Source organism: Roseivirga sp., assembly GCF_034669765.1.
Lineage (GTDB): Bacteria > Bacteroidota > Bacteroidia > Cytophagales > Cyclobacteriaceae > Roseivirga.
Genome location: NZ_JAXMOQ010000007.1, coordinates 1 through 13,474 on the forward strand (window position 1 = coordinate 1; position 13,474 = coordinate 13,474).

Annotated in this window: 11 protein-coding genes and 1 tRNA gene; 9 read left to right on the forward strand and 3 right to left on the reverse strand. The window is 40.0% G+C overall.

The features are described 5' to 3' along the window. The 4 genes from VOI17_RS14095 to VOI17_RS14110 all read left to right on the forward strand — a co-directional run. Positions 1-2,558, forward strand: a 2,558-nt coding sequence (locus VOI17_RS14095; RefSeq protein WP_323757868.1) for a lamin tail domain-containing protein, incomplete at its 5' end; no start/stop codon positions are given. A gap of 493 nt (positions 2,559-3,051) precedes the next feature. After that, entirely contained in the window at positions 3,052-3,438 is a 387-nt protein-coding gene (locus tag VOI17_RS14100; protein WP_068411383.1) for a TraR/DksA family transcriptional regulator, read from the forward strand. Then, positions 3,438-4,007 (forward strand): SMC-Scp complex subunit ScpB, encoded by a 570-nt coding sequence (gene scpB, locus VOI17_RS14105; RefSeq protein ID WP_323757869.1) that lies wholly within the window; start codon positions 3,438-3,440, stop codon positions 4,005-4,007. Before VOI17_RS14100 ends, scpB begins: the two co-directional genes overlap by 1 nt. Before the next feature lie 50 nt (positions 4,008-4,057). After that, positions 4,058-4,870: a pseudouridine synthase gene (locus tag VOI17_RS14110; RefSeq protein ID WP_323757870.1), complete on the forward strand. Its 813-nt coding sequence runs from the start codon at positions 4,058-4,060 to the stop codon at positions 4,868-4,870. Positions 4,871-4,990: 120 nt separating this feature from the next. Here VOI17_RS14110 and VOI17_RS14115 read toward each other — a convergent pair. Then, positions 4,991-5,063, reverse strand: a tRNA-Phe gene (locus tag VOI17_RS14115). A gap of 99 nt (positions 5,064-5,162) precedes the next feature. On the opposite strand from VOI17_RS14115, the gene VOI17_RS14120 reads away from it, so the two are divergent. The 5 genes from VOI17_RS14120 to VOI17_RS14140 all read left to right on the forward strand — a co-directional run bounded on the left by VOI17_RS14120 (position 5,163) and on the right by VOI17_RS14140 (position 11,231). Further along, on the forward strand, positions 5,163-6,485 hold the full coding sequence (locus VOI17_RS14120) for a 4Fe-4S dicluster domain-containing protein (RefSeq protein ID WP_323757871.1): 1,323 nt from the start codon (positions 5,163-5,165) through the stop codon (positions 6,483-6,485). Positions 6,486-6,499: 14 nt separating this feature from the next. Further along, positions 6,500-7,297, forward strand: coding sequence for a (Fe-S)-binding protein (locus VOI17_RS14125; RefSeq protein WP_323757872.1), 798 nt, complete (start codon positions 6,500-6,502; stop codon positions 7,295-7,297). A 76-nt stretch (positions 7,298-7,373) separates the two neighbouring features. Then, positions 7,374-7,874, forward strand: a complete 501-nt coding sequence (locus VOI17_RS14130) for a hypothetical protein (RefSeq protein WP_323757873.1) — start codon at positions 7,374-7,376, stop codon at positions 7,872-7,874. 38 nt (positions 7,875-7,912) lie between these two features. Next, complete coding sequence (locus VOI17_RS14135) at positions 7,913-9,976, forward strand: OmpA family protein (protein ID WP_323757874.1); 2,064 nt, start codon at positions 7,913-7,915, stop codon at positions 9,974-9,976. A gap of 91 nt (positions 9,977-10,067) precedes the next feature. Continuing rightward, on the forward strand, positions 10,068-11,231 hold the full coding sequence (locus tag VOI17_RS14140) for an AIR synthase related protein (protein WP_323757875.1): 1,164 nt from the start codon (positions 10,068-10,070) through the stop codon (positions 11,229-11,231). A 33-nt stretch (positions 11,232-11,264) separates the two neighbouring features. On the opposite strand, the gene VOI17_RS14145 is transcribed toward VOI17_RS14140, so the two are convergent. After that, on the reverse strand, positions 11,265-12,050 hold the full coding sequence (locus VOI17_RS14145) for a Rossmann-like and DUF2520 domain-containing protein (RefSeq protein ID WP_323757876.1): 786 nt from the start codon (positions 12,048-12,050) through the stop codon (positions 11,265-11,267). A gap of 67 nt (positions 12,051-12,117) precedes the next feature. Then, the gene (locus tag VOI17_RS14150) at positions 12,118-13,413 is read right to left on the reverse strand and encodes an aminotransferase class V-fold PLP-dependent enzyme (protein ID WP_323757877.1); all 1,296 of its coding nucleotides are present in this window, start codon (positions 13,411-13,413) and stop codon (positions 12,118-12,120) included. Positions 13,414-13,474 lie beyond the last annotated feature (61 nt).

Here is a 13,474-nt window from a genome sequence, read left to right on the forward strand (position 1 = left end):
TTGATGACTTTGGGCAAGTAATTTTAGTGAATTTATCTAGCGCCTTCGAGCGAGGAACAGCGTATTCTATTACACTATCTGGCCTCAGCGATTGCGAAGGAAATATGATTTCAACCGTAACCAAGAACTTTTCATTGGGAGCCGTTCCGTCATATCAAGAACTTATTATCACCGAGATTATGGCCACTCCAACGCCAAGTAAAGGCTCGCTAGAGGTAGAGTATGTTGAAATTTATAACAATTCAGGACGAATTATTGATTTGGAAGGTCTCTTTTTTGGTAATAATGACGGGGATTATAAACTGACAAAGAAGAACATATTACCAGATACATATTTGATTTTATCAAGCAATTCAGCCACCGCAACTTTGGCTGTTTATGGTGATGTTTTGGGCGTAAACTCATTTCCAACTTTGACGATTGAAGATGAGGCGAAACTCAAAGATGCTAATGGAAATATCATTTTTGAAGTGGCTTATGACCGCAGTTATTATCAGTCCGATGCCAAGGATAATGGAGGCTATAGCATGGAGATGATCAATCCTTTGGCTACTTGTTTCGATAAGAGTAATTGGATTGCTTCAAATAGTGCGAATGGCGGAACGCCAGGTATTCAGAATTCAGTTTTTGACACCACGCCAGACACTACGGTTCCATTAGTAACCTCGCTTTCTACGGAATCAGAAACACAGCTGAAAATTACTTTTAATGAAGCCATGAATACGTCTTCAATCTTGACTTCGAACTTAAACTTGTCTGGTGGGCTTCAGGTTTCTAGTATTGAAATTCTTGATGACTTTGGGCAAGTAATTTTGGTGAATTTATCTAGCGCCTTCGAGCGAGGAACAGCGTATTCTATTACACTATCTGGCCTCAGCGATTGCGAAGGAAATATGATTTCAACCGTAACCAAGAACTTTTCATTGGGAGCCATTCCGTCATATCAAGAACTTATTATCACTGAGATTATGGCCAACCCAGCTCCTTCGCAGGGCTTGCCCGTAGTGGAATATATAGAGGTTTTTAATGCTTCCTCTAAAATAATTTCTTTGGCAGGTTTAACACTTTCTGATGGTTCAAGCTCAACCAAATTGGGTAACTTCAACCTTAATCCATCTGAATTTTCAATCCTTACAGCTAATTCCGATAAGGGCGAAATCGAACCCTACGGTAATGTTTTGGGGGTAGCGAGCTGGCCAAGCTTAAATACAAGTGGCGATAATGTTTCGCTCAAGCTGGGTGATCAAATAATTCATAGTGTGGATTATTCTTCGGCTTGGTATCGCTCTTCTTCAAAAGCAAATGGAGGTTTTAGTCTAGAGCTTATTGACCTTAACTATGCTTGTGTTGAGCAGCCGAATTGGAAAGCCTCAGACGCAATGGCAGGAGGGACACCAGGGGCGCGTAACTCTGTCAATGGAATTAATCCAGATTTGGCTGGGCCTGAATTGGTTAAAGCAGTCGCATTAAATGTCAATCAGATTCAGTTATTGTTCAATGAAAAATTAGCGGTGTCTTCATTGATAGGAAATAATATTTCCATTTCGGAAGGAATTTCTGTTTCGAGCATCAGTGTCGCATCCGATGCTAAATCAGCCACCTTGAACTTAAGTAGTGCTCTTGTGTCGAACACAGCTTATCAAATCACGGTGGATAACATTACTGATTGCAGTGGTAATCTTATTTTGGCCAATGCCAGACAAGCAACTGTAGTGATAGCCGTGCAAGCCGAACCTTTGGATATTGTGATCAATGAAATTCTTTTCAACCCTAAAACAGGGGGTGTGAGATTTGTCGAGATCTGCAATCAATCGAACAAATACATTAATCTTAAAAGCTGGAGAATAGAGGGTAAAACAAATGAGAGATTAATCTCTACAGAGAATATTATAATTGCTCCTTCTGGTTATAAAACCATTACAACAGATGGTGATATTTTGAAGAATCAATACGCAAAAACAAAACTTTCCACGATACTAAAAATGGATGCCTTACCAAGCTTGCCTTCTGACGCTGGAATGGTTCGGCTTATTAATAGTGATGCTGTTGTGATTGATGAAGTGGAATATGATGAAGATTATCATTCTCCCCTGTTGAGTTCAGTAGACGGTGTTTCGCTTGAGAGAATTCGTTTTTCTGGGCTATCAAATGATGCTAATAATTGGCAGTCGGCTTCGAGTCAGTTTGGTTATGCTACCCCCGGCTATCTAAATTCTCAAGCACAAAGCCAGCCTACAAGTATGGCTGCCCTCAATATAGAGCCAAAAGCATTTGCTCCAGATGTGATAGGAAGCGCTAGTTTTACGACTATTAACTATGAATTTGATAATACTGGGAACGTAATAACAGTTTCAATTTACGATTCAAATGGGAACCTAGTTAAAAACCTTACACAGAGTTCGATAGTAGGCACCTCGGGTTTTTTTCGCTGGGATGGAACAAACAACATAGGTAAAAAAGTACGTGCGGGTTATTATCTGATTCTGTTTGAAATTATAGAACCCTCAGGAAAAGTAACCCTCAAGAAGGAAACGGTAGCAATAGGTACTCGCCTCTAATTTTGATATGTAATAGATACAATTTGCTGCTTATGATGAAAGTTGCATTGCTCTGTTAGGGAATATGCGTGAGGAATTGTTATATTAGGAGAGACTATTTTCAGAACCATCTAATACCCAACTAAATGAATTGTTTAATAAATAATGCAATCGATTTTAACCTAAAAAAGGGTAGAAAGATCGAAGTGATTAATCGATACCTCAGAATGAAGTATAGGGTGCAAATTGATAGCTTTTCGATTATGAAAAGGATGCAGTCCTTAAACACGTAATAATGAAACAAATAGATAAGCAATGACATATTGGTTGCACTAGGAGTTTTATCATGAGACTATGTTTTCTAGGGCTGAGGGGGCTTTGTCATTTTTTGTAATGAAAAACCATAATGTCATTGCACTGTCCTCTTAAAAATTAATTGAAAGCCTTTGCGTTCTCTTTGAGGTCGGCTATTTTAGTGCGACTTTTATACCACTACATTTAAATAAAACTAATTATGAGCCAAGGAGAAAGAACAAGATATTCTGACAGTGAATTAAAGGAATTTGAGGCGCTCATCAATGACAAGTTGGAAAAGGCTAAAAGTGAATTCAATGAATTGAAAAGAAGTATTTCTAAAGGAGGAGATACAGGCACAGATATCACCAACAACTCTACCAAAGTTTTGGAAGATGGAGCTGATACACTAGAAAAGGAAAATCTTAATCAGTTGGCTGCCAGACAGCAGAAATTCATCAGCAACTTAGAGAATGCCTTGATTAGAATTAAGAATGGTACCTATGGAATATGTGTTGATACTGGTAAACTTATTTCAAAAGAAAGGCTGAAAGCAGTACCCCATACCATGCACTCTATTGAAGCCAAATTGGCTCAAAAGAGTTAGTGGATTTTCTCGGAAACCATATTGAAGCCCTCGTTTTTTGCTCTGAGAAACCAATTAAAGTAGCTGAACTCAAATCCTGTTTGAGTGAAATGTTTGAGGCGGATGTACCAGAGCAAGATATTCTGGATGCTATTAGTAAGATCGAGGAGAAGTATTCAGGCGATGAGTACCCCTTTACTATATTCAAAAGTGGAGGGGGGTATCATTTTCTTACCAAGCCTGCTTACCAAGCTAGTATTGGTATTTTACTCAAACAACAATCAAAAAAAAGACTTTCTACCTCCGCTTTAGAAACCCTTTCAATTATTGCTTATAAACAACCTGTTACCAAATCCGAAATGGAGCAAATCCGGGGCGTAAACTGCGATTATGCTGTTCAGAAATTATTGGAAAAGGAGCTGGTTGAGATTAAAGGTAAATCTGAAAACGTGGGGAGACCGCTAATTTACGGAACTTCTGAAAAGTTCATGGACTATTTTGGTATCAATAGCCTTAAAGACTTACCCACCCCAAAAGACTTTGCCACAGAAGAAAACGAAATAGGCCAACCCACAGAAGAAGGTTCATAGATAAGCTTTTCGTACCTTTGCCTATATTCCAGTAGAGATACTGCATCATTATGGCAAAGAAATTCAAACCAAAAAAACCTTTTTTCAATAAGGTTAAAAACACTCCAAAAACTCCACCCACCTACGATCGCGAACTCGTGCAAATGGGAAGGGCTAACGCAAGTGAAATAAGGCTTAACCGCTACATCTCTAACTCAGGTGTATGTTCTAGACGCGATGCTGACAAGCTTATTGAGGCGGGTGAAATTAAAGTGAACGGAGAAGTAGTTACCGAAATGGGTTACAAAGTAAAGCCCACCGATAAGGTCTCTTACGAAGGCAATGTCTTAAAAAGAGAGAAGCTGGTCTACCTAGTACTCAATAAGCCCAAGGATTTTATCAGTACTACAAGTGATCCTGAAGGTAGGAGAACAGTGATGGATCTGATTAAAAATGCTTGTGAAGAACAAATCTTTCCTGTAGGAAGGTTAGACCGAGCCACTACAGGTTTGTTGATTTTTACTAATGATGGAGATTTGGCTAAAAAGCTGACGCATCCATCGCACAAAGTGAAAAAGATTTATCAGGTCACTTTAGACAAGCCGATTGAGGAGGAGGATTTCGAGAAAATCAAAGCCGGAGTAACCTTAGAAGACGGCCTTGCTCCCGTAGATGACTTGGCAGTGACTAGCCCAGACGGGACCGTTTTGGGAATCGAAATTCACATGGGAAAGAATAGAATTGTCCGTAGAATCTTTGAGCACCTAGGCTATAAGGTGGAAAAACTTGACCGAGTCGTGTATGGTGAGTTGACTAAAAAGGACTTACCACGTGGCAAATGGCGCTTTATGACTGAAAAAGAATTGATGAAGCTTAAAAAATAGTATGCATGCATACTATTTTTCACTTCATTATGTATATTTGTTTATGCACTGCGAGATGAACCAGTTCTTGGCTGAAGAGCAAAAAATAAAGCCTCCCATTTCTGGAAGGCTTTTTCAACGTGGTGCTGAGTGGATTCGAACCACCGACTCACGGATTTTCAGTCCGATGCTCTACCAACTGAGCTACAGCACCCTCAATTGGAGGCACAAAAGTATACAAAAAGTTCACCCGTACAAAACATTTTTAATAATTTCAGGTCTGAATACTTATTAACCCTTGAAGCCCTAACCTATGCAGTATATATCTCAAATCGTTTTCTTGATTGTAGTGGCTGTGGCAGCATATTTTCTGTACAAGCGCATTAGCCGAATTAGGAAAAATATTTTTCTAGGAAAAGCTTCTGGAAGAACCGCTAGCCCCGAAAGATGGAAAACAATGTTATTGGTGGCCTTGGGTCAGAAGAAAATGTTCAAGCGCATTGTGCCAGCTTTTTTACACATGTTGATTTATGTGGGCTTCTTAGTCATCAATCTTGAGGTACTTGAATTTGTAATTGACGGAATTGCAGGAACACACAGAATATTTGCTCCGTTTTTGGGAGGTTTCTATACCGTACTCATCAATGTCTTCGAGTTTCTAGCCGTTGGGGTAATGTTTTCATGCGTTATGTTTCTCATTAGAAGAAACGTAGTCAAGGTTAAGCGCTTTCAAGGCAATGAAATGAAGAAGTGGCCGACCCTAGATGCCAACCTTATTTTGGTGATTGAAATCGTTTTGATGTTTGCCATTCTTACCATGAATGCAACAGATACGCTTATTCAAGGTCAGGATGAACATTATGCCCAAACGGGAACATTCTTCTTTAGTGGCTTTCTAGTGCCGATTTTCGAGGGGATGCAGCTATCTACTTTGATCTTTATAGAGCGGTTTGCTTGGTGGTTCCATATTCTTGGAATTTTAGGTTTTGCCGTGTACGTTACCTATTCTAAGCATTTGCATATCGCTTTGGCCTTTCCAAACACATGGTATTCTAACCTAAACCCTAAAGGGCAAATGGAGAATATGGCTGAGGTAACCAACGAAGTGAAAATGATGTTGGGCATGCCTACCGAAAATGCCAACGAACCACCAGCTGAGATTGCTCGATTTGGAGCGAAGGATGTAAACGATTTGAGTTGGGTGAACATCATGAATGCCTATTCTTGCACAGAATGTGGCCGATGTACTGATAACTGCCCAGCGAATATGACTGGTAAGAAACTTTCTCCTCGAAAAATCATGATGGACACGCGTGATAGGGCTGAAGAAGTAGGCGCTAGCTTGGCCAAAGGAGGTAAAGGGTTAGAAGATGGGAAATCGCTTTTGGGCGACTTCATCACCAAAGAAGAAATTAATGCATGCACCAGCTGTAATGCATGCGTAGAGGCCTGTCCAGTAAATATTGACCCACTGGCTATTATTTTACAAATGAGAAGGTACGTAGCCATGGAAGAATCAGGGTCACCTGCTTCATGGAATAGCATGTTCCAAAACGTGGAAACCAATTTTGCCCCATGGAAATTTCCACCTACAGACAGGTTTAATTGGGCGAAAGAAATGGAGTCTAAATCTTAAGAGAGAAAGAAATCATGAGTGATAATTTGAATAATGTACCCGTAATGGCCGATTTGGCCGCCAAAGGCGAATCTCCTGAAATACTTTTTTGGGTAGGATGTGCTGGTTCTTTTGATGACAGATATAAAAAAGTAACCCAAGCCTTTGTTAAAATACTGAACAAAGTGGGAATCTCTTTTGCCGTTTTAGGCCCAGAGGAAACCTGTACAGGCGATCCTGCCAGAAGAGCTGGAAACGAGTTTTTGTTTCAAATGCAGGCAGTTTCCAATATTCAAGTTTTGGATACTTACAATGTAAAGAAGATCGTAACGGCTTGTCCGCATTGTTTCAATACCATTAAGAATGAATATCCAGAGCTAGGAGGTAATTACGAAGTGATTCACCACTCTACTTATCTTCAGCAATTAATTAATGAAGGTAAAGTTGGCTTGAAAGGTGGTGGAGAATTCAAAGGTAAGAAGATCACTTATCACGACTCTTGCTATTTGGGTAGGGCGAACAATATTTACGAGGCTCCTAGGGAGGTTCTAGCAGCACTTGATGCCGAATTAATTGAAATGAAACGCTGCAAAACGAAAGGTCTTTGCTGTGGTGCTGGTGGTGCTCAAATGTTTAAAGATGCGGAACCAGGTAACAAAGAGGTGAATGTTGAAAGAACCGAGGAGGCCATTGAAACAGGTGCCAGTATCGTTGCTTCGGCTTGTCCTTTCTGCATGACAATGATGCGTGACGGTGTGAAAAGTAAGAACAAAGAAGAGAGCGTGGTAGTAATGGATTTGGCTGAACTGATCGCTAAAAATGAAGGGCTATAATGTCTGATTGCCATTAAGGAATTATTCTTTACAGATTGAAGTTCAACTACAGTCTACCAACAATTTTAAAAAACGTATGCTAGCCGATTTCAATAACCTTAGCGACAACTCTAGAACCTGGGTATATCAGGCCAATAGGAAACTGACTGCCTCAGACAAAGAAAAGTGTTTAAGTCAGCTTGATGCTTTCCTAAATCAATGGGCGGCCCATGGTAATGATTTAATGGCTTCGGGAATTATCAAGCATGATTACTTCCTCATCATTAGTACAGACGAATCTTTCAATATGGCCAGCGGCTGTTCTATCGATACGCAGGTGAGGTTTGTGCAGCAGCTTTCATCAGACTTAGGTATTGACTTTTTTCAACGTACCAACATTGCTTTTTTAATCAATAATGAAGTAGAATTGGTGCCGTTAAGCCAAATCAAAACCGAGGTTGAAAATGGCCGAATTTCTTCACAAACACTTTTCTTCGACAACACAATTCAAACAAAAAGTCAACTTGATAATAATTGGTGCGTTGAAGCGGGTAAAACTTGGTTGAACAGATACTTTAAGCAGGCTCTAAGCGTATAGAGTATTAGCATTCAGCTTATTTCGCTAATTTACAATCGATGAGGAATAGGATTCAAATTACTGGTATTCTTATATTGGCCCTTTTGGTGGGCTGTAAATCTTCCCAAAACTTTCTTGGAGTGGATACTCCCAGCACTTCGACAAAAGGTAACCAGCCTTCAAATACCCAATCTGACAGCGTTGGTAGTTTGACTAACGGAGTGGAGGAGGAAATAGAGAAGACGAAGGAGGTCAAGATTAAGAAGAGTTATGAGAATGCTAACTACAACCTAGCAATCGAAGATTATAAAAAGGAACTGGAAGACGATCCTGAGTCACCAGTCTATAATTATTACGTGGCGGAATCATACCGCAAAACAAACAGGATTTTTGAGGCAACAGATTATTACGCGAAGGCCATAGAAGGGGGCTTTGCTGATGATGAAATGGAGTTACACTATGCCCAAGCTTTAAAGGCGTCTGAGCGATACAACGATGCTAAGAATGTGCTACAGAATTACCTCCAATACGCTACCGTAGAAAGTTTTGTAGATCGCGCTAAAAATGAATTGAAGAACCTAGATAAGCTGGACAGTATTGGGTTGAATGTTCGAAATATTGATATCAAGAATGCGGAAGGTATTAATACTGAAAATGCAGAATACAGTCCTTATTTTTTCAACAATGAGCTTTATTTTGCCACGGGTAGAGAGCAAGCAAAATTTGAACGCTATGGAATTCCGTTTACGGATCTCTATAAGATTCAGAGTAATGGTTTAAATATGGATGCGTCTTCCATTGAAAAGCTTTCGGATCTATTCAATGATGAAGAAATAAATGAAGGCTCCATTGCCTTTTCCCCTGATGGGAATTCAGTGGTTTTTGCAAAAGGGAATTCAGCTGATAAACGAGGGCGATTTAACATAGATCTCTTCATTTCTACGAAGAGAAATGGAGAATGGACGAAGCCACAAATTATGCCTATTAACAGCCCAGACTCGTGGGACACTAGCCCTACTTTTAGTGGCGATGGAAAGACCATTTACTTTGCTTCTGACCGCCCAGGAGGTTTGGGTGGCTCAGATATATATAGAACGAGATTGAATGACAGGGGGCGTTGGGGAGATGTTCAAAACATGGGGCCAACAATTAATACGCCTGAAGATGAAATGTTTCCTTATGTTTCGCCAGATAACAAGCTTTACTTTTCTTCAACTGGACATGCTGGTTTTGGTATGCTCGATGTTTTTGTGGGCATTAATGAAGGCGGAAATATAACTATTCAAAACATGGGGCCTTCTATCAATTCATCTTATGATGATTTTGGCCTAGTTTATTCTGATTTTCCTTTTGAAGGATTTTTCAGCTCTAACCGCCCAGGCGGAAAAGGAGATGATGATATTTATACTTTCATAGACAATTCATCGGACTTGAAGCAAATTGAATACGTACTGTCAGGAGTTACCTACCAGCTGAATGAAGATAGCACACAAAGCATTTTAGCAGATGTGCGAGTAAAGCTGATGAGCACTGATAATCAAGTTGTTGACGATCAAGTCACCGGTCGTGGTGGAGTTTTTCAATTCGTAGTGGATCCTGAAAGGGAATATATTTTACTGGGTGAAAAAGCGAACTTCTTTGCAAAAAGACGAGACTTTTCAACTGTTGGGGAAGCGGTGAGACAAGAAGATTTGATAGAGCGATTTACCACAAAAAAGTTTGAATCCTCTTTAACTCTTGATCCTATTATTCTTGATAAGACAATTGTGCTAGAGAATATTTATTATGATTTAGATAAGGCTGAAATTAGGCCTGATGCAGCAATAGAGCTGGATAAACTCGTGGAACTTTTAAATGATAACCCGAATATTAAAATCGAATTAAGTTCACACACCGATTCACGTGGTGAGGATGCTCCAAATTTAGATTTGTCAGAAAGAAGGGCACAAGCAGCAGTTCGTTATTTGATTTTAAATGGAATTTCTCAAAGCCGACTTGTGGCCAAGGGTTATGGCGAATCGCAATTGATAAATGGATGCGTTAATGATGCAGATTGTACCGAAGATCAACATCAGCAAAACCGTAGAACGGAGTTCAAAGTGATAGAATATAATGGTAATTAAGACGTATTGAATTTTTAAGCAGATTAAAAACTTGAAAAAAGAGCCCCGTCATACGGGGTTTTTTTATTTTTGTGATCTTAAATTATCAGATATGAGCGACCGGTACATGCAAAGAGGCGTTTCAGCTTCAAAAGAAGATGTTCACAACGCAATCAAGAACTTGGACAAAGGGGTTTTTCCTACTGCCTTTTGCAAGGTTGTTCCTGATTTTATGGGCAATGACGATGCGTTTTGTAATATTATGCATGCCGATGGTGCGGGCACAAAGTCTGCTTTGGCTTATATGTATTGGAAAGAAACTGGTGACCTTTCAGTATGGCGTGGCATTGCTCAAGATGCCATCATTATGAATATTGATGATTTGCTTTGTGTTGGTGCCACTGATAATATTCTCCTTTCTTCAACTATTGGTAGAAATAAAAATCTGATTCCAGGTGAAGTCATTGCTGAGCTGATCAATGGCACGGAAGAAGTGCTTCAAATGCTGAGAGATAATGGCGTGAATATTATCAGCACTGGAGGCGAAACCGCAGACTTGGGTGATTTGGTAAGAACCGTAGTGGTAGATAGCACTGTAATTGCCCGAATGAAAAGGGAGGATGTGGTGACCAATGAAAAGATTAAGCCGGGCCAGGTAATTGTTGGTTTGGCCTCTTATGGTCAAGCTACCTACGAAAGTGAGTACAATGGTGGAATGGGCTCAAATGGGCTTACTTCTGCTCGGCACGATGTGTTCCATAAGGACTTAGCCACTAAATTCCCAGAGAGCTACGACCACGCAGTGCCTGCTGATTTGGTGTATTCAGGCAAATATCAATTGACTGATGCTGTAGAAGGAAGTCCATTGGATGCTGGTAAACTGGTTTTATCGCCTACTAGGACTTATGCACCAGTGATGGTTGAGATTCTGAAGAAATTCCGAAATCAAATTGGTGGATTGATTCACTGTAGCGGAGGCGCTCAAACCAAAGTACTTCACTTTGTTAATGGTGTTCATATTGTGAAAGACAACCTTTTTGAACTTCCTCCTTTGTTCAAAATGATTCAGGAAGAAAGCGGAACAAGTTGGAAGGAAATGTACAAGGTTTTCAATATGGGCCACAGAATGGAGGTTTATATTGATGAAGAATTTGCTGAAGAAATTATCTCTATTTCAAAAGGATTTAATATCGATGCTCAAATTGTAGGCAGGGTAGAAAGTTCAGAAACAAAGAAGCTTACCATAGACTCTAAGTTTGGAAACTTCATCTACTAGAGGGTAGAATGTTTGTTGTGATTACAAGGGGATTTATTCCTCAGAGTAAAAATCAATAATATTCTGGGAGATAGACCTGTAGATTTCTGCAATGTCTGGATTGCTCGAAAGGGTTTGGAAGTGATTATCCAAGGTTTCAAAATCGCCTCTTTTGGCTGGTCCAGTTTGAGCATTATTTGGGCCTATTTCAAGCGACTTGCTGAGTGTTTCAATGATTAAAGGCTCAAGTAAACCGAAATTTAGGTTTCTATTTTCCAAAATACCTTTTGAAATCGTAAACAGATGGTTTGTAAAGTTACAGGCAAAAACGGCCGCCAAGTGAATCGTTCTTCTGTCTCGGCTATCCATTAACTGTACTTTGTTGCTAATGCTTTTAGCCAAACTGTCCAGAGCGTTTTCCGTCATTTTGTTTTCTGCCTCAATGCCAATTGGAATCTCTGAAAAGTCAACCGCTTTGCCTTTACTAAAGGTTTGAAGCGGATAAAAGACCCCTTGGTTTTCAGTTGGTGCATAACCCAATGCACTCATTGCTACGGATCCTGAGGTATGCGCTAAAATGGCATTTTCTGGAAGTGTAATTTCAGGAGCAATTTCAGCTATTGCATCATCCGAAACGGCCAAAATAAATATCTGTGCACTGCTATTATCAAAATTAAGCTTATTGGTGGGTTGAGCATTAAAAAAGTCCAAAGCAAAGTGTTTGGCCTTGCTTACATCTCGATTATAGACATCAGTAATTATATGTCCAGCATTTTCAAATGCTCTGGCCAAGTGCCAAGCAACATTTCCTGTACCTATAATGCCAATTTGATAACTCATGGTTCGAAGTTAGAAAAACGAATGGAATAGGTTGATATCGAAAGAGCTGTTCTTGTCTGCAATAAGTTTACTTTGGTGTCTCTGCAATTTTGAGCATGGCCTCCACCAAACGATCTAAATCATACTTCGTAGTATACACATGAGGCGTGATTCTAGGTCCATTTACCTTTTCCCATTGCACAGGGCTCGTATGTATTTTGTATTCGTTAAAAAGCCTGTTGTGTACTTCTCCTGCTGTCATTCCCGCCACACCAAAGTTACAGAGGGCTCTACTAAATTCCGGTTTTAGAGAAGTATATGGAATGATGTTTTTATGTTGAATAACCTCCTTGGCCCAATATTGCTTCAAGTATTCTAACCTAGCTCCTTTTCGCTTTTGGCCAATTGCGTTATGAAAGTTGAGCGCCCCACCAATGGCTTGTTCTGTGGCAAAAGATCGTGTGCCAATATTTTCGAACTTGCGTATGTTGGTTTCTTGGTCTTCGGGCGAAGCCAAAAGCGGCCAAATGTCTTTGATCTTTTCTTTTCTAATGTAAAGCATTCCAGTTCCGAAGGGTGCGCAAAGCCATTTATGAAGGCTGGTTCCGAAATAATCGCACCCCAGATCTGAAATTTTAAAATCTAGATGAGCGAAAGTGTGAGCTCCGTCTACCACAGAGTCAATTCCTCTTTTTCGGGCTTCAGCACAAAGCTTCTTAGCGGGCATAATTTGGCCAGTCCAGTTGATCATATGGGTGATATGAAAAACGCGTGTTCGTGGCGTTACCGCATCTGTAAACTGTTTTACAATAACGTCATCGTTTTCATTGGGCAAATCTAAATCGAGCCAAACCAATTTTATTCCATCGCGTTTTTCACGCTGCCTCCAAGCATTCATCATGTTTGGGTAATCATATTTGGTCAGAATTACTTCGTCTCCCTTTTTCAAGTTCATTCCAAATATTACCGTATTGATGGCTTCGGTGGTATTTCGGTTGATGGCTAGTTCATCTGGAGAACAACCTGCAAGTGCTGCCAGTTTATCTCTAACAGGTTCACGGCCCTGATCAAGAATTCTCCACATGTAATAGGAAGGCGCTTCGTTGGCGTATTGGTAATAGCGAATGACAGCATCTTGCACCACTTTTGGCTGTGGGCTTACTCCGCCATTATTAAGGTTAATAATATTGGGGGAAGTGGTATAGGCCTGCTGAATCCTTGTCCAGAGCTCCTCGTCTTGGGCTGCGGCCTCAGGAGAAAGCTGATTTATTTCCACCATTGCTTGACTCACATCTTCGGCAACGGATTTGTTAAAAAATGAGGAAAGAGAAAGACTTCCTGCGGTTAAAAAGGATTTTTGGATAAATGACCTGCGTGAATTCATAGCCTAAAATTTTAGTGAATTCAAATTAGGCATTTTTCAACATTTTAAAACCTTTGATTAG

Bases quoted from the DNA above. Each gene is read 5' to 3' on its own strand.
- VOI17_RS14120 (WP_323757871.1), top strand. From the start codon at position 5,163: ATGCAGTATATATCTCAAATCGTTTTCTTGATTGTAGTGGCTGTGGCA.
- VOI17_RS14150 (WP_323757877.1), bottom strand. From the start codon at position 13,413: ATGAATTCACGCAGGTCATTTATCCAAAAATCCTTTTTAACCGCAGGA.
- VOI17_RS14140 (WP_323757875.1), top strand. From the start codon at position 10,068: ATGAGCGACCGGTACATGCAAAGAGGCGTTTCAGCTTCAAAAGAAGAT.
- VOI17_RS14100 (WP_068411383.1), top strand. From the start codon at position 3,052: ATGAGCCAAGGAGAAAGAACAAGATATTCTGACAGTGAATTAAAGGAA.
- VOI17_RS14145 (WP_323757876.1), bottom strand. From the start codon at position 12,050: ATGAGTTATCAAATTGGCATTATAGGTACAGGAAATGTTGCTTGGCAC.
- VOI17_RS14125 (WP_323757872.1), top strand. From the start codon at position 6,500: ATGAGTGATAATTTGAATAATGTACCCGTAATGGCCGATTTGGCCGCC.
- VOI17_RS14135 (WP_323757874.1), top strand. From the start codon at position 7,913: ATGAGGAATAGGATTCAAATTACTGGTATTCTTATATTGGCCCTTTTG.
- VOI17_RS14110 (WP_323757870.1), top strand. From the start codon at position 4,058: ATGGCAAAGAAATTCAAACCAAAAAAACCTTTTTTCAATAAGGTTAAA.
- VOI17_RS14130 (WP_323757873.1), top strand. From the start codon at position 7,374: ATGCTAGCCGATTTCAATAACCTTAGCGACAACTCTAGAACCTGGGTA.